Origin of the sequence: Streptomyces sp. SA15 (assembly GCF_002291145.1) — a bacterium.
In the GTDB taxonomy this organism is placed as follows: domain Bacteria; phylum Actinomycetota; class Actinomycetes; order Streptomycetales; family Streptomycetaceae; genus Streptomyces.
In genome coordinates this window covers 1-15889 of sequence record NZ_NTGE01000061.1, presented here as the reverse complement: position 1 = coordinate 15889, position 15889 = coordinate 1, and the positions used below count along the sequence as shown (strand labels likewise).

At 68.4% G+C, this 15889-nt stretch carries 13 protein-coding genes; all 13 read left to right on the top strand.

The window, feature by feature from the left end; translation table 11 throughout:
- Positions 1-4 precede the first annotated feature (4 nt).
- The 13 genes from CLM62_RS11035 to nuoN are packed head-to-tail and all read left to right on the top strand — an operon-like array spanning position 5 to position 15651.
- Positions 5-559 (top strand): NADH-quinone oxidoreductase subunit B family protein, encoded by a 555-nt coding sequence (locus tag CLM62_RS11035; protein ID WP_010041554.1) that lies wholly within the window; start codon positions 5-7, stop codon positions 557-559.
- The gene (locus CLM62_RS11030; protein ID WP_095749658.1) at positions 556-1302 is read left to right on the top strand and encodes an NADH-quinone oxidoreductase subunit C; all 747 of its coding nucleotides are present in this window, start codon (positions 556-558) and stop codon (positions 1300-1302) included. The genes CLM62_RS11035 and CLM62_RS11030 overlap by 4 nt, the downstream gene beginning before the upstream one ends.
- The gene (locus CLM62_RS11025; protein WP_095749657.1) at positions 1299-2621 is read left to right on the top strand and encodes an NADH-quinone oxidoreductase subunit D; all 1323 of its coding nucleotides are present in this window, start codon (positions 1299-1301) and stop codon (positions 2619-2621) included. Before CLM62_RS11030 ends, CLM62_RS11025 begins: the two co-directional genes overlap by 4 nt.
- Positions 2618-3478 (top strand): NADH-quinone oxidoreductase subunit NuoE, encoded by an 861-nt coding sequence (gene nuoE / locus CLM62_RS11020; protein ID WP_095749656.1) that lies wholly within the window; start codon positions 2618-2620, stop codon positions 3476-3478. Before CLM62_RS11025 ends, nuoE begins: the two co-directional genes overlap by 4 nt.
- Complete coding sequence (gene nuoF, locus CLM62_RS11015) at positions 3478-4824, top strand: NADH-quinone oxidoreductase subunit NuoF (protein ID WP_095749655.1); 1347 nt, start codon at positions 3478-3480, stop codon at positions 4822-4824. Before nuoE ends, nuoF begins: the two co-directional genes overlap by 1 nt.
- Complete coding sequence (locus tag CLM62_RS11010) at positions 4821-7322, top strand: NADH-quinone oxidoreductase subunit G (protein WP_095749654.1); 2502 nt, start codon at positions 4821-4823, stop codon at positions 7320-7322. Before nuoF ends, CLM62_RS11010 begins: the two co-directional genes overlap by 4 nt.
- Positions 7319-8683: an NADH-quinone oxidoreductase subunit NuoH gene (nuoH, locus tag CLM62_RS11005; protein WP_095749653.1), complete on the top strand. Its 1365-nt coding sequence runs from the start codon at positions 7319-7321 to the stop codon at positions 8681-8683. Before CLM62_RS11010 ends, nuoH begins: the two co-directional genes overlap by 4 nt.
- Complete coding sequence (gene nuoI, locus CLM62_RS11000; protein ID WP_095749652.1) at positions 8676-9317, top strand: NADH-quinone oxidoreductase subunit NuoI; 642 nt, start codon at positions 8676-8678, stop codon at positions 9315-9317. The genes nuoH and nuoI overlap by 8 nt, the downstream gene beginning before the upstream one ends.
- Complete coding sequence (locus CLM62_RS10995) at positions 9314-10153, top strand: NADH-quinone oxidoreductase subunit J (protein WP_095749651.1); 840 nt, start codon at positions 9314-9316, stop codon at positions 10151-10153. The genes nuoI and CLM62_RS10995 overlap by 4 nt, the downstream gene beginning before the upstream one ends.
- A complete protein-coding gene (nuoK, locus tag CLM62_RS10990; RefSeq protein WP_004927567.1) occupies positions 10150-10449 on the top strand; it encodes an NADH-quinone oxidoreductase subunit NuoK in 300 nt (99 codons plus the stop codon). Before CLM62_RS10995 ends, nuoK begins: the two co-directional genes overlap by 4 nt.
- A gap of 14 nt (positions 10450-10463) precedes the next feature.
- Positions 10464-12428, top strand: coding sequence for an NADH-quinone oxidoreductase subunit L (gene nuoL, locus CLM62_RS10985; RefSeq protein ID WP_095749650.1), 1965 nt, complete (start codon positions 10464-10466; stop codon positions 12426-12428).
- Positions 12429-12433: 5 nt separating this feature from the next.
- Positions 12434-14005, top strand: a complete 1572-nt coding sequence (locus tag CLM62_RS10980; RefSeq protein ID WP_095749649.1) for an NADH-quinone oxidoreductase subunit M — start codon at positions 12434-12436, stop codon at positions 14003-14005.
- The gene (gene nuoN, locus CLM62_RS10975; RefSeq protein ID WP_095749648.1) at positions 14002-15651 is read left to right on the top strand and encodes an NADH-quinone oxidoreductase subunit NuoN; all 1650 of its coding nucleotides are present in this window, start codon (positions 14002-14004) and stop codon (positions 15649-15651) included. Before CLM62_RS10980 ends, nuoN begins: the two co-directional genes overlap by 4 nt.
- Positions 15652-15889: the final 238 nt, after the last annotated feature.

The following is a 15889-nucleotide window of genomic DNA, read 5'->3' as shown; positions in this document are numbered from 1 at the left end:
AGTCATGGGACTCGAAGAAAAGCTGCCGAGCGGCTTTCTGCTGACCACCGTCGAGCAGGCCGCGGGCTGGGTGCGCAAGTCGTCCGTCTTCCCCGCCACCTTCGGCCTCGCCTGCTGCGCCATCGAGATGATGACCACCGGCGCCGGCCGCTACGACCTGGCGCGCTTCGGCATGGAGGTCTTCCGCGGATCACCCCGCCAGGCGGACCTGATGATCGTCGCGGGCCGGGTCAGCCAGAAGATGGCGCCGGTGCTCCGGCAGGTCTACGACCAGATGCCGAACCCCAAGTGGGTGATCTCCATGGGGGTCTGCGCCTCCTCGGGCGGCATGTTCAACAACTACGCGATCGTCCAGGGCGTCGACCACATCGTCCCGGTCGACATCTACCTTCCCGGCTGCCCGCCACGGCCGGAGATGCTGATGGACGCCATCCTCAAGCTCCACCAGAAGATCCAGACCTCCAAGCTGGGCGTGAACGCCGAGGAGGCGGCCCGCGAGGCGGAGGAGGCGGCGCTCAAGGCCCTGCCGACGATCGAGATGAAGGGGCTGCTGAGGTGAGCGACGCGAACGGCACCAACAACGGTGTGAACCCCGAGAAGGACCTCTCGGCCTCCAACCTCCCCGGTCAGCGCGGCCAGGGCGGCGAGGAGATCCGCGTCCAGCGCGGCATGTTCGGCGCCAACAACGGCGGCGACACCTCCGGCTACGGCGGCCTCGTCCGCTCGGTCCGACTCCCGGGACCGGCGAGCCGCCCCTACGGGGGATGGTTCGACGAGGTCGCCGACGAACTCGAGGGCGCGCTGGAGGAACAGGGCCTGCTCCCCGAGAACGCGATCGAGAAGACGGTCGTCGACCGCGACGAGCTCACCTTCCACATCGAACGCGAGCACCTGCTGCGCGTCGCCCGCACCCTGCGCGACGACCCGGCCCTGCGCTTCGAACTCTGCACGGGCGTGAGCGGTGTCCATTACCCGAACGACAAGGGCCGTGAGCTGCACGCCGTCTACCACCTGCGGTCGATCACCCACAACCGGCTGATCCGTCTCGAGGTCAGCGCTCCCGACACCGACCGGCACATCCCGTCGCTGGTCTCCGTCTATCCCACGAACGACTGGCACGAGCGCGAGACCTACGACTTCTTCGGCATCGTCTTCGACGGTCACCCGGCCCTGACGCGGATCATGATGCCGGACGACTGGCAGGGCCACCCGCAGCGCAAGGACTACCCCCTCGGCGGCATCCCCGTCGAGTACAAGGGCGCCCAGATCCCGGCTCCGGACCAGCGGAGGTCGTACTCGTGAGCACGCAGTCAGCATCCGCCCGTGAGACCACGGAAGGCACCGTCTACACGGTCACCGGTGGCGACTGGGACGAGGTCGTCCAGTCCACGGCCCGCGCCGACGACGAGCGCATCGTCGTCAACATGGGACCGCAGCACCCCTCCACCCACGGCGTCCTCCGCCTGATCCTGGAGATCGAGGGCGAGACGGTCACCGAGGCCCGCTGCGGCATCGGCTATCTGCACACCGGCATCGAGAAGAACCTCGAGTTCCGCACGTGGACGCAGGGCACCACCTTCGTCACGCGCATGGATTACCTGACGTCCTTCTTCAACGAGACCGCCTACTGTCTCGCCGTCGAGAAACTCCTCGGCATCGAGGACCAGATCCCCGACCGCGCCACGCTCATCCGGGTGCTCCTGATGGAGCTGAACCGGTTGTCCTCCCACCTGGTGTGCATCGCCACCGGCGGCATGGAACTCGGCGCCACCACGATCATGATCTACGGATTCCGTGATCGTGAAATGATTCTCGACATCTACGAGCTCATCACGGGCCTGAGGATGAACCACGCGTACATCCGCCCCGGCGGACTCGCCCAGGACCTGCCGCCCGGCGCGGTGGACCACATCCGCGAGTTCGTGAAGAAGATGAAGAAGAACCTCCCGGAGTACGACAAGCTGGCCACAGGGAACCCCATCTTCAAGGCCCGTATGCAGGACATCGGCTACCTCGACCTGGCCGGCTGCATGGCCCTCGGCGCCACCGGCCCGATCCTGCGCGCCACCGGCCTGCCGCACGACCTGCGCAAGACGCAGCCCTACTGCGGCTACGAGACGTACGACTTCGACGTCCCGACCGCCGACACCTGCGACGCCTACGGTCGCTTCCTGATCCGCTTGGAAGAGATGCGCCAGTCCCTGCGGATCGTCGAGCAGTGCCTGGACCGGCTGCAGCCCGGCCCGGTCATGGTCACCGACAAGAAGATCGCCTGGCCCGCCCAGCTCGCCCTGGGGCCGGACGGACTGGGCAACTCCCTCGACCACATCAAGAAGATCATGGGCACCTCCATGGAGGCCCTGATCCACCACTTCAAGCTGGTCACCGAGGGTTTCCGCGTCCCGCCGGGACAGGCGTACGCGGCCGTCGAGTCGCCCAAGGGCGAGCTCGGGGTGCACGCCGTGTCCGACGGCGGCACCCGCCCCTACCGGGTCCACTTCCGCGACCCGTCCTTCACCAACCTGCAGGCCATGGCGGCGATGTGCGAGGGCGGCCAGGTCGCCGACGTCATCGTCGCCGTCGCGTCCATCGACCCCGTGATGGGAGGCGTCGACCGGTGACCACCTCTTCTTCGGAGCGGGGCGTCAGCCTGGGCATGCCCGAACTGCCCGCGCCCGCATACCCGGACGACGTTCGAGCAAGGCTCGAGAGGGACGCGCGGGAGATCATCGCCCGCTACCCGGACTCCCGGTCCGCCCTCCTGCCGTTGCTGCACCTCGTGCAGTCGGAGGAGGGCCACGTCACGCGCACCGGAATGCAGTTCTGCGCGGACGTACTGAACCTGACCACAGCCGAGGTCACCGCCGTCGCCACCTTCTACACCATGTACCGGCGCAAGCCGAGCGGCGACTACCAAGTGGGCGTCTGCACCAACACCCTGTGCGCGGTGATGGGCGGTGACGCGATCTTCGAGGAGCTCCAGGAGCACCTGGGCGTCGGCAACGGCGAGACCACCGACGACGGCAAGGTCACCCTGGAGCACATCGAGTGCAACGCGGCCTGCGACTTCGCGCCGGTCGTGATGGTCAACTGGGAGTTCTTCGACAACCAGACCCCGCGCAGCGCCAAGCGTCTCGTCGACGACCTGCGCGCGGGCAGGCCGGTCGAGCCCACGCGCGGGGCGCGCCTGTGCACCTTCAAGGAGACCGCGCGGATCCTGGCCGGCTTCCCCGACGAGCGGCCCGGGGCCGTCGAGGCAAGCGGCAGTGCGGGACCCGCGTCGCTGGTGGGCCTCCGCCTGGCCAAGGGAGAGGCCGCACCCGCGCGCGTGGTCCATCCGCGGGGCGAGGCACCCCAGGGGGAATCGCCGCACGACCCGTCACCGACCGAGCACCTGAGCTCACACGATGCGCCACAGGACACGTCGGCCTCCGACCCAGCCCACCCGGCAGGGCCTATCGCCGAGGAGGGGGAGTGATGACCTTGGCACCCGAGCTGAAAGACACCAGTCCCGAGAAGCTGCTCGCACCCGTGCTGTCGGCCTTCTGGGACGAGGACAAGTCCTGGAGTCTGGACGTCTACCGAAGGCACGAAGGATACGAGGGGCTCCGCAAGGCGCTCGCGATGTCGCCGGACGACCTGATCGCGTACGTCAAGGACTCCGGTCTGCGCGGTCGCGGTGGTGCGGGATTCCCCACGGGAATGAAATGGCAGTTCATTCCCCAAGGGGATGGAAAGCCACACTATCTAGTTGTCAACGCCGACGAGTCGGAGCCCGGAACCTGCAAGGACATCCCGCTCCTCTTCGCGAACCCGCATAGCCTCATCGAGGGCATTGTCATCGCGTGTTATGCCATCAGGTCGTCGCATGCCTTCATCTATCTGCGTGGTGAAGTCGTCCCCGTCTTGCGGCGGTTGCACGAGGCCGTGCGCGAGGCCTACGCGGCCGGCTACCTCGGCGAGAACATCCTGGGCAGCGGACTCGACCTCGAACTCACCGTGCACGCCGGCGCCGGCGCGTACATCTGTGGTGAGGAGACCGCACTGCTCGACTCGCTCGAAGGCCGCCGCGGTCAACCGCGGCTTCGTCCCCCCTTTCCTGCTGTCGCAGGCCTCTACGCCTGCCCGACTGTTGTAAATAACGTCGAGTCGATCGCGTCAGTTCCCGCCATCCTGCAAAACGGCAAGGAATGGTTCAGGTCGATGGGCAGCGAGAAGTCCCCGGGCTTCACGCTCTACTCGCTCAGCGGCCACGTCGCGAGCCCCGGCCAGTACGAGGCCCCGCTCGGCATCACGCTCCGCCAGCTCCTCGACATGAGCGGCGGCATGCGGCCGGGCCACCGCCTCAAGTTCTGGACGCCGGGCGGCTCCTCGACGCCGATGTTCACCGACGAGCACCTAGACGTCCCTCTTGATTACGAAGGAGTGGGCGCCGCGGGTTCCATGCTCGGCACCAAAGCGCTCCAGTGCTTCGACGAGACGACCTGCGTCGTACGCGCCGTCACCCGCTGGACCGAGTTCTACGCCCACGAGTCCTGCGGCAAGTGCACGCCGTGCCGGGAAGGGACGTACTGGCTCGTGCAGTTGCTGCGCGACATCGAGGCCGGCAAGGGCGTGATGTCCGACCTCGACAAACTCAACGACATCGCCGACAACATCAACGGCAAGTCCTTCTGCGCCCTCGGCGACGGTGCCGCCTCGCCGATCTTCTCCTCGCTCAAGTACTTCCGCGAGGAGTACGAGCAGCACATCACGGGCCGCGGCTGCCCCTTCGACCCGGCCAAGTCGACGGCCTGGGCCGACCGCACGGAGGTGAACGCATGACTGTGACCACCAGCGCTCCCTCGGGTGGGGGAGAGGCGGCGATCCCGCCGGAAGATCTGGTGTCGCTGACCATCGACGGCATCGAGATCAGCGTGCCCAAGGGCACCCTGGTCATCCGGGCCGCCGAACAACTCGGCATCGAGATCCCCCGGTTCTGCGACCATCCCCTCCTCGACCCGGCCGGCGCCTGCCGCCAGTGCATCGTCGAGGTCGAGGGCCAGCGCAAGCCCATGGCGTCCTGCACCATCACCTGCACGGACGGGATGGTGGTGAAGACCCACCTCACCTCGCCGGTCGCGGAGAAGGCCCAGAAGGGTGTGATGGAGCTCCTGCTCATCAACCACCCGCTGGACTGCCCGGTCTGCGACAAGGGCGGCGAGTGCCCGCTGCAGAACCAGGCGATGTCGCACGGCAACGCCGAGTCCCGCTTCGAGGGAAAGAAGCGGACGTTCGAGAAGCCCGTGCCGATCTCCACGCAGGTGCTGCTCGACCGTGAGCGGTGCGTGCTGTGTGCGCGCTGCACCCGGTTCTCCAACCAGGTCGCGGGCGATCCGATGATCGAGCTGCTCGAGCGGGGCGCGCTCCAGCAGGTCGGCACCGGTGAGGGCGACCCCTTCGAGTCGTACTTCTCCGGCAACACCATCCAGATCTGCCCGGTCGGCGCGCTCACCTCGGCGGCGTACCGATTCCGCTCCCGCCCCTTCGACCTCATCTCCTCGCCGTCGGTCTGTGAGCACTGCTCCGGCGGCTGCGCCACGCGCACCGACCACCGGCGCGGCAAGGTCATGCGGCGGCTCGCGGCCAACGACCCCGAGGTCAACGAGGAGTGGATCTGCGACAAGGGGCGGTTCGCGTTCCGCTACGCGCAGCAGCGGGACCGGCTACAGACGCCGCTGGTGCGCAACGCCGAGGGTGAACTCGTGCCGGCCTCCTGGCCGGAGGCGCTGCAGATCGCCGCTCAGGGGCTGCTCGCCTCGCGCGGCCGGACCGGGGTGCTGACCGGCGGGCGCCTCACCATCGAGGACGCCTACGCCTACAGCAAGTTCGCGCGCGTGGCGCTCGACACCAACGACATCGACTTCCGCGCGCGCGTGCACAGCGGCGAGGAGGCCGACTTCCTGGCGGCCCAGATCGCAGGACGGGGCCGGGACCTCGACGGTACGGGCGTCACGTACACCGCTCTGGAGAAGGCACCCACCGTCCTGCTGGCCGGATTCGAGGCCGAGGAGGAGGCGCCCGGAGTCTTCCTGCGGCTGCGCAAGGCCTGGCGCAAGCATGGCCAGAGGGTCTTCTCTCTCGCCACGCACGCCACCCGCGGACTGGAGAAGGCGGGCGGCACGCTGCTGCCGGCCGCTCCCGGCACCGAGACCGAATGGCTGGACGCGCTCGCGAGCGGAGTCGGCCTGGAGGACGACGGCGCGAAGGCCGCCGAGGCGCTGCGCGCCGAGGGCGCGGTGATCGTCGTCGGTGAGCGGCTGGCCGCTGTGGAGGGCGGGCTGACGGCCGCCGTACGGGCCGCGTCCGCGACCGGCGCCCAGTTGGTGTGGATCCCCCGCCGGGCGGGGGAGCGCGGTGCCATCGAGGCGGGCGCGCTGCCGTCGCTGCTGCCGGGCGGGCGTCCGGCCACCGACCCGCGCGCGCGGGAGGAGGTCGCCGCCGTCTGGGGCATGGCCGAACTCCCGCACCGCTACGGGCGGGACACCGGCCAGATCATCGAGGCCGCCGCGGGTGGCGAACTCCAGGCGCTGGTGGTCGCGGGCGTCGAGGTCGCCGACCTGCCGGACCCGGCACGCGCGCGTGAAGCGCTCCAAGAGGTCGGCTTCCTGGTGTCGCTGGAACTGCGACCGGGCGAGGTCACCGAGCTCGCGGACGTCGTGCTGCCCGTCGCCGCGGTCGCCGAGAAGGCCGGCACCTTCCTCAACTGGGAGGGCCGGGTGCGCTTCTTCGAGGCCGCGCTCAAGCCCGATCAGATGACCCGGCGCCTGGCGCCCACCGACGCGCGCGTGCTGCAGATGCTGGCCGACGCCATGGACGTACACCTGGGTCTGCCGGATCTGCGCACCACGCGCGCGGAGCTGGACCGGCTCGGGGCCTGGGAGGGGCCGAGGGCCACCCAGCCGTTGGAGATCGCGGCCACGCTGCCGCGACCGGCGGCCGGAGAGGCCGTACTGGCCGGGCACCGGCTGCTGCTCGACCAGGGTGTTCTCCAGCAGGGCGACGAGGCGCTCGCCGGGACGCGGCATGCCGCCCACGCGCGCGTGTCGCCTGCCACGGCCGCGGAGGCGGGCGTCAAGGACGGTGACCTGCTCGCCGTGACCGGGCCCGCCGGAGCCGTCGCATTCCCGCTGCGGATCACCCAGATGCCCGACCGGGTGGTCTGGCTTCCGCTGAACTCCGTCGGCGGGGGCGTCGCCTCCGACACCGGGGCGCTGCCCGGCTCCCTCGTCCGCATCGGCCCGGCGACGCTCGCCGAAGCCCCCAAGGAGGTGGAGGCATGAGCCCGTATCTCGCCGCTGAAGACCTCTCGATGTTCGGCCGCGACCCCTGGTGGCTGGTCGTCGTCAAGGCGGTGTTCTGCTTCGCCTTCCTGATGGTGACCGTGCTGTTCTCCATCGTCTGGGAGCGCAAGGTCGTCGCCTGGATGCAGCTGCGCATCGGCCCCAACCGGCACGGCCCCTGGGGCATGCTCCAGTCGCTCGCCGACGGCATCAAGCTGATGCTCAAGGAAGACGTCATCGTCAAACGCGCGGACAAGGTGGTCTACGTCCTCGCGCCGATCGTCGCGGCCATCCCGGCCTTCATGGCGATCGCGGTGATCCCCTTCGGCCCGGCCGGAAACGAGATCTCGATCTTCGGCCACCGCACCACGATGCAGCTCACCGACCTCCCGATCGCGATGCTGTACATCCTCGCGGTCGCCTCGGTCGGTATCTACGGCATCGTGCTCGCCGGTTGGAGTTCCGGATCCACCTATCCGCTGCTGGGCGGCCTGCGCTCCTGCGCGCAGATGATCTCGTACGAGATCGCCATGGGCGCCGCCTTCGCCTCGGTGTTCCTCTACTCCGGGTCGATGTCCACATCGACGATCGTCGAGGCGCAGCAGGACCGCTGGTACATCATCCTGCTGCCGGTCTCCTTCGTGATCTACATCGTGACGATGGTGGGCGAGACCAACCGCGCCCCCTTCGACATGCCGGAGTCCGAGGGCGACCTGGTCGGCGGCTTCAACACCGAGTACTCGTCGATCAAGTTCGCGATGTTCATGCTCGCCGAGTACGTGAACATGGTGACGGTCTCGGCCGTGTCGGTGACGCTCTTCCTGGGCGGCTGGCGGGCTCCATGGCCGGTCAGCACCTTCTGGGAGGGCGCGAACCACGGCTGGTGGCCGATGCTCTGGTTCGTCGTCAAGGTCCAGCTGCTGCTGTTCTTCTTCATCTGGCTGCGCGGCACGCTCCCACGCGTCCGCTACGACCAGCTGATGAAGCTCGGCTGGAAGGTCCTCATCCCGGTCTCCCTGGTCTGGCTGATGCTCGTCGCGACCGTGCGGACCCTCAGGAACGAGAACTACGACTTCGCCGACATCGCCCTGTACATCGCCGGCGGTGTCCTCGTCCTGCTGCTGCTCTCCTTCGTCGTCGACATGTTCCGCGAGAAGGCGAAGGCGGCCGAGCGGCCCGCCGAGGAACCGGCCGCGTTCGACCCGATGGCGGGCGGATTCCCCGTGCCGCCGATGCCGGGACAGGAGGTTCCGCCGGTGCCGCGGCGCCGTTCGCGCCGCGAGCGGGAGCTGATTGTCAGTGGTGGGCCCGATACTCAGAGTGACGGATCTCTGGATGGAAAGGAGGCGTCCGATGGCTGAGGAGCCCAAGGAGACCAAACCCGGTTTCCAGAACCCCGTGGCCGGCTTCGGCGTGACGTTCAAGGCCATGTTCAAGAAGCGGCTGACCGAGCAGTACCCGGAGCAGCAGAAGACCACCGCCCCCCGGTTCCACGGACGGCACCAGCTCAACCGCCATCCGGACGGCCTGGAGAAGTGCATCGGCTGCGAGCTGTGCGCCTGGGCCTGCCCCGCCGACGCCATCTATGTGGAGGGCGCGGACAACACGGACGAGGAGCGCTACTCGCCCGGCGAGCGGTATGGCCGCGTCTACCAGATCAACTACGCCCGCTGCATCCTGTGCGGCCTGTGCATCGAGGCGTGCCCCACGCGCGCGTTGACGATGACGAACGAGTTCGAGCTGGCCGACAGCAGCCGCGCCAACCTCATCTACACCAAGGAGCAGCTGCTCGCCGGTCTCGAAGAGGGCATGGTCGACACCCCGCACGCCATCTACCCGGGGACGGACGAGCAGGACTACTACCGGGGCCTGGTGACGGAGGCCGCGCCCGGCACCGAGCGCCAAGTGGCCCTCTCCAAGGGCGAGGTCCCGCAGGAGGCCGCGTCCACCTTCGGTGAGGACGAACCGGCGTCGGAGAAGGTGATCGGCCGATGACGCAGCTCGCCGCCTACTCCACCTCCAGCGGAGAGGCCTTCCAGTTCTGGGTTCTCGGCACCGTCGCCGTGATCGGCGCCCTGTGCACCGTCTTCATGAAGAAGGCCGTGCACAGCGCGCTCTGCCTCGCCGGGACCATGATCATCCTGGCGGTGTTCTACCTGGCCAACGGCGCCTACTTCCTGGGCGTCGTACAGATCGTCGTCTACACCGGCGCGATCATGATGCTGTTCCTGTTCGTGGTGATGCTCGTCGGTGTCACCGCGGCGGACTCCTTGAAGGAGACCATCAAGGGCCAGCGCTGGCTGGCCCTGCTGTGCGGGCTCGGCTTCGGCATCCTGTTGGTCGCGGGCATCGGCAACGCCTCCCTGAAGGAGTTCAACGGCCTGGCGCAGGCGAATGCGAACGGCAATGTGGAGGGCATCGCGACCCTCCTCTTCACCAAGTACGTCTTCGCCTTCGAGATCACCGGCGCGCTGCTGATCACGGCCGCCGTCGGCGCCATGGTGCTCACCCACCGCGAGCGCACCGAGCGTGCCAAGACCCAGCGTGAGCTGGCGGAGGAGCGCGTCCGCGAGGGCAAGCACCTGCCGCCGCTGCCGGCACCCGGCGTGTACGCCCGGCACAACGCCGTGGACATCGCGGGCCTGCTGCCCGACGGCACCCCGTCCGACCTCACCGTCAGCAAGACGCTGCGGGAGCGCGGCCAGATCCGTGACGTGTCGGCGGAGGCCCTCAACGACCTCAAGGCGCTGGAACAGCGCGCCGAGGAGCGACTGGAGCGGACCCCGATCGAACCGTCGACCTTCAAGCGGGCCGAGGAGGCGTCGAAGTGAACCCCGTCAACTACCTCTATCTCGCCGCCCTGTTGTTCACGATCGGCGCCACGGGCGTGCTGATCAGGCGCAATGCGATCGTCGTGTTCATGTGCGTCGAGCTCATGCTCAACGCCTGCAACCTCGCGTTCGTCGCCTTCTCCCGCATGCACGGCAATCTCGACGGCCAGATCATCGCCTTCTTCACGATGGTCGTCGCCGCAGCGGAGGTCGTGGTCGGGCTCGCGATCATCGTGTCACTGTTCCGTTCCCGCCACTCGGCCTCGGTCGACGACGCCAGCCTGATGAAGCTGTAAGGGGTCGCTGAATCGTGGAGAACCTGATTGCGCTGCTGGTGGCGGCGCCTCTGCTCGGAGCGGCCGTACTGCTGTGCGGCGGCCGGAGACTGGACGCCGTCGGTCACTGGATCGGCACGCTCCTTTCGGGCGTGTCCTTCGTGATCGGCCTCGTCATCTTCGCCGACCTGCTCGGCAAGGACGCCGAACACCGCACCCTGATGCAGCACCTGTTCAGCTGGGTCCCGGTCGAGGGCTTCCAGGCGGACGTCGCCTTCCGCGTCGACCAGCTGTCGATGACGTTCGTCCTGCTGATCACGGGCGTCGGCTCGCTGATCCACCTGTACTCGGTCGGGTACATGGAGCACGACGAGCGGCGCCGCCGCTTCTTCGGCTATCTGAACCTGTTCCTCGCGGCGATGCTGCTGCTCGTCCTCGCCGACAACTACCTCCTGTTGTACGTCGGCTGGGAGGGCGTCGGCCTCGCCTCCTACCTGCTGATCGGCTTCTGGCAGCACAAGCCCAGCGCCGCCACGGCCGCGAAGAAGGCCTTCCTGGTCAACCGTGTCGGCGACATGGGTCTGTCGATCGCGATCATGCTGATGTTCACGACGTTCGGGACCTTCGCCTTCGGACCGGTGCTCGGCACCCACGAAGAGGCAGGGCTCGCCGGTGACGCGACCGAGGGTCAGCTCACCGCCATCGCCCTGATGCTGTTGCTCGCCGCCTGCGGCAAGTCCGCCCAGGTGCCGCTGCAGTCCTGGCTCGGGGACGCGATGGAGGGCCCGACCCCGGTCTCGGCCCTCATCCACGCGGCGACGATGGTGACCGCGGGCGTCTACCTGATCGTCCGCTCCGGCGCGATCTTCAACGCAGCGCCCGACGCGCAGTTGGCGGTCACCGTCGTCGGTGCCGTCACACTCCTGTTCGGTGCGATCGTCGGTTGCGCGAAGGACGACATCAAGAAGGCGCTGGCCGGCTCGACCATGTCGCAGATCGGCTACATGGTCCTCGCCGCGGGCCTCGGCCCCATCGGCTACGTCTTCGCGATCATGCACCTGGTGACGCACGGCTTCTTCAAGGCCGGGCTGTTCCTCGGCGCCGGTTCGGTCATGCACGGCATGAACGACGAGGTCGACATGAGGAAGTACGGCGGCCTCAGGAAGTACATGCCGATCACCTTCGTCACCTTCGGCCTCGGCTACCTCGCCATCATCGGCTTCCCGGGCCTGTCCGGCTTCTTCTCCAAGGACAAGATCATCGAGGCGGCCTTCGCCAAGGGCGGCACCGAGGGCTGGATCCTCGGCGGTTGCGCCCTGCTGGGCGCGGCCATCACGGCGTACTACATGACGCGCGTGATGCTGATGACGTTCTTCGGAGAAGAACGCTGGCGTCACGCCCCGACGCCGTCCCCGGCCGAGCCGAGCGTGGAGCCGGCCGCCGAGCACCGCGGCGAGCACGCCGAGCCGCACCCGCACGAGTCGCCCAAGGTCATGACGATCCCCATGATCGTGCTGGCGGTCGGGTCGGTCTTCGGCGGAGCGTTCTTCAGTATCGGCGACCGCTTCATGCACTGGCTGGAGCCCGTCACCGGGCACGACCACGGGCACGCCCCGATCAGCGCCCTGACGGTCACCCTCTCCACCATGGTCGTGCTCGCCATCGGCGTCGCCGCCGCGTACGCCCAGTACGGGCGCCGTCCGGTCCCGGTCGTCGCCCCGCGCGGGTCGCTGCTCACCCGGGCCGCGCGACGCGACCTGCTCCAGGACGACTTCAACCACGTCGTCCTGGTCCGCGGCGGCGAGCACCTCACACGCTCCCTGGTGTACGTCGACCACACCCTGGTCGACGGCGTCGTCAACGGCACGGCGGCCTCGGTCGGCGGCCTCTCCGGACGAATGCGCAAGCTCCAGAACGGCTTCGCGCGGTCGTACGCGGTCTCGATGTTCGGCGGTGCGGCGATCCTCGTCGCCGCGACCCTGCTGATGAGGGCGGTCTGATACCGATGTCCTTTCCCCTGCTGACAGTCACGGCGGCGCTCCCGGCCCTCGGGGCCATCGCCACGGCCGCCGTACCGGCCGCGCGGCGGACCGCCGCCAAATGGCTGGCGCTGCTCGTCTCACTCGCCACGCTCGCGCTCGCCATCACGGTCCTGGTCCGCTTCGACCCGGACGGCGACCGTTACCAGCTCACCGAATCCCACGCCTGGATCGCGGACTTCGGGGTGAGGTACGAGCTGGGCGTGGACGGCATCGCGGTGGCCCTCATCGCGCTGACCGCCCTGCTGATCCCGTTCATCATCCTCGCGGGCTGGCACGACGCCGACCCGCTGGAGACCGGCAGCAAGCGCTGGCGGCCGACGCAGGGCTTCTTCGCCCTGATCCTGGCCGTCGAGGCGATGGTGATCCTCTCCTTCGAGGCCACCGACGTCTTCCTTTTCTACATCTTCTTCGAAGCCATGCTGATCCCGATGTACTTCCTCATCGGCGGCTTCGGGGACCGTGCCCACGAGCACGGCGAGGAGACGGCGTCGACGCAACGGTCTTACGCGGCGGTGAAGTTCCTGCTCTACAACCTGGTCGGCGGACTGATCATGCTGGCCGCGGTGATCGGCCTCTACGTGGTCGCCGGGAACTTCTCGCTCCAGGAGATCGCCGAAGCGCGGGCCAACGGCTCGCTGGACATGGCGACCAACACCGAACGCTGGCTGTTCCTGGGCTTCTTCTTCGCCTTCGCGGTGAAGGCGCCCCTGTGGCCGCTGCACACCTGGCTGCCCAACGCCATGGGGGAGGCCACCGCCCCGGTCGCCGTCCTGATCACGGCGGTCGTCGACAAGGTGGGCACCTTCGCGATGCTCCGCTTCTGCCTCCAGCTGTTCCCGGAGGCGAGCAAGTGGGCGACGCCCGCCATCCTCGTCCTCGCCCTGATCAGCATCATCTACGGGGCGCTGCTCGCCGTCGGCCAGCGGGACATCAAGCGGCTGGTGGCGTACGCGTCGATCTCGCACTTCGGCTTCATCATCATGGGCATCTTCGCGATGACCAGCCAGGGCCAGTCCGGCGCGACGCTCTACATGGTCAACCACGGAATCTCGACCGCCGCCCTGATGTTGGTGGCCGGCTTCCTGATCTCGCGGCGCGGCTCGCGGCTCATCGCCGACTACGGCGGAGTGCAGAAGGTCGCTCCGGTGCTCGCCGGCACCTTCCTGATCGGCGGTCTTGCCACCCTGTCGCTGCCGGGGCTCGCGCCCTTCGTGAGTGAGTTCCTGGTCCTGGTCGGCACGTTCGCGCGCTATCCGGCGATCGGCATCATCGCCACGTTCGGCATCGTGCTGGCCGCGCTCTACACCCTCGTCCTCTACCAGAGGACGATGACAGGCCCGGTGAAGCCCGAGGTCGCGGCGATGCCGGACCTCAGGGTTCGGGAACTTGTGGTCGTCGCCCCGCTGGTCGTGCTGCTGATCTTCCTGGGCGTCTACCCGAAGCCCGTCACGGACATCATCGACCCGGCGGTCAAGCAGACCATGTCCGACGTACAGAAGAAGGACCCCCAGCCCGAGGTGGAGGCGGCCAAGTGAGCGCAACAGCCGTCCACAACCTGTGGACAACCGCGGCCGATCCGATCTCGAAGATCGACGCGCCGAAGTTCGAATACGGACAATTGTCGCCCACCTTGATCGTCGTCGGCGCGGCGATCGTCGGGGTGCTGGTCGAGGCGATCGTCCCGCGCAAGTCCCGTTACTACGCCCAGATGTTCGTGTCCGTCGTCGCGCTCACGGCCGCCTTCGCGGCGGTCATCGCGTTGGCGACCGACGGGTATGCCACGACCAAGGCGGGCATCGCGGCGATGGGCGCGATCGCCGTCGACGGCCCGGCCCTCTTCCTGCAGGGCACGATCCTGCTGGCGGGCCTGGTCGGCCTGTTCACCTTCGCCGAACGGCGGCTCGACCCGGAGGCGCACGGCAATCGCGTCGACTCCTTCGCCGCGCAGGCCGCGTCCGTGCCGGGCAGCGACAGCGAGAAGGCCGCGGTGAAGGCAGGGTTCACCACCACCGAGGTCTTCCCGCTGCTGCTCTTCGCCGTCGCGGGCATGCTGATCTTCCCGTCGGCCAACGATCTGCTGACGCTCTTCGTGGCCCTGGAAGTCTTCTCGCTGCCGCTGTACCTGCTGTGCGCGCTGGCCCGCCGCAAGCGGCTGATGTCGCAGGAGGCCGCGGTCAAGTACTTCCTGCTCGGCGCGTTCGCCTCCGCGTTCACGCTGTTCGGCATCGCGCTGCTGTACGGCTACGCGGGCTCCATGTCGTACGCGACGATCGCGCAGGTCGTCGACGGCACGGTCACGACCGTCAACCCGGCGCTCGTGGACACCATGGGCAACGACGCGCTGCTGCTCGTCGGCGCCGCGATGATCATCATGGGTCTGCTGTTCAAGGTCGGCGCGGTGCCGTTCCACATGTGGACGCCGGACGTCTACCAGGGCGCGCCGACCCCGGTGACCGGCTTCATGGCGGCGGCGACAAAGGTGGCCGCGTTCGGCGCGCTGCTCAGGATCCTGTACGTCGTGCTGCCCGGCCTGCGCTGGGACTGGCGGCCGGTCATGTGGGGCGTCGCGATCGTCACCATGCTCGGCGGTGCGATCGTGGCGATCACGCAGACCGACATCAAGCGGCTGCTGGCGTACTCGTCGATCGCGCACGCGGGCTTCATCCTCGCGGGCGTCATCGCGACCACGCCGGACGGTGTGTCGTCCGTGCTCTTCTACCTGGGCGCGTACTCGTTCGTGACGATCGGCGCGTTCGCGGTCGTTACGCTCGTACGGGATGCCGGTGGCGAGGCGACCCACCTGTCCAAGTGGGCCGGACTGGGCCGGCGTTCACCGCTGGTGGCCGCCGTGTTCGCGGTCTTCCTGCTGGCCTTCGCGGGCATCCCGCTGACCTCCGGTTTCGCCGGGAAGTTCGCCGTGTTCAAGGCGGCGGCGGAGGGCGGCGCGGCCCCGCTGGTCGTGGTCGGTGTGATCTCGTCCGCGATCGCCGCGTTCTTCTACATCCGCGTCATCGTGCTGATGTTCTTCAGCGAGCCGCGGCCCGAGGGCCCGACTGTCGCGGTGCCGTCGGCGCTTACGACGACGGCGATCGGGGTCGGCGTGGCGGTCACGCTGGTGCTCGGTGTGGCGCCGCAGTACTTCCTGGACCTGGCCAACCAGGCTGGAGTGTTCGTGCGCTGAGTGCGCTGACCTGCGGTGCTTGTGCGCTGGGCCCCGGTTCCCTCGTGGGATTCGGGGCCCTCGCGTATGTGGACCCCGCCCCGAGCCGGCGTGCCATGTGACGAGGGCTAATACTCCAGCAGCGGTTCGTGTCTTGAGCTGCGTTTTCGGTAGTGGCAGCGGCGGGCCATGGCTTGGCGGTGTCTTCTCCAGGCCGACCAGTTCAGTGCGTGGATGACGGGATCGCGGTCGGCTCGTG

What these genes read in the sequence shown, in the direction of transcription:
- CLM62_RS10980 (WP_095749649.1), top strand. Translation starts at nt 12,434, where the DNA reads ATGTCCTTTCCCCTGCTGACAGTCACGGCGGCGCTCCCGGCCCTCGGG.
- CLM62_RS11010 (WP_095749654.1), top strand. Translation starts at nt 4,821, where the DNA reads ATGACTGTGACCACCAGCGCTCCCTCGGGTGGGGGAGAGGCGGCGATC.
- nuoF (WP_095749655.1), top strand. Translation starts at nt 3,478, where the DNA reads ATGACCTTGGCACCCGAGCTGAAAGACACCAGTCCCGAGAAGCTGCTC.
- nuoH (WP_095749653.1), top strand. Translation starts at nt 7,319, where the DNA reads ATGAGCCCGTATCTCGCCGCTGAAGACCTCTCGATGTTCGGCCGCGAC.
- CLM62_RS11035 (WP_010041554.1), top strand. Translation starts at nt 5, where the DNA reads ATGGGACTCGAAGAAAAGCTGCCGAGCGGCTTTCTGCTGACCACCGTC.
- nuoI (WP_095749652.1), top strand. Translation starts at nt 8,676, where the DNA reads ATGGCTGAGGAGCCCAAGGAGACCAAACCCGGTTTCCAGAACCCCGTG.
- CLM62_RS10995 (WP_095749651.1), top strand. Translation starts at nt 9,314, where the DNA reads ATGACGCAGCTCGCCGCCTACTCCACCTCCAGCGGAGAGGCCTTCCAG.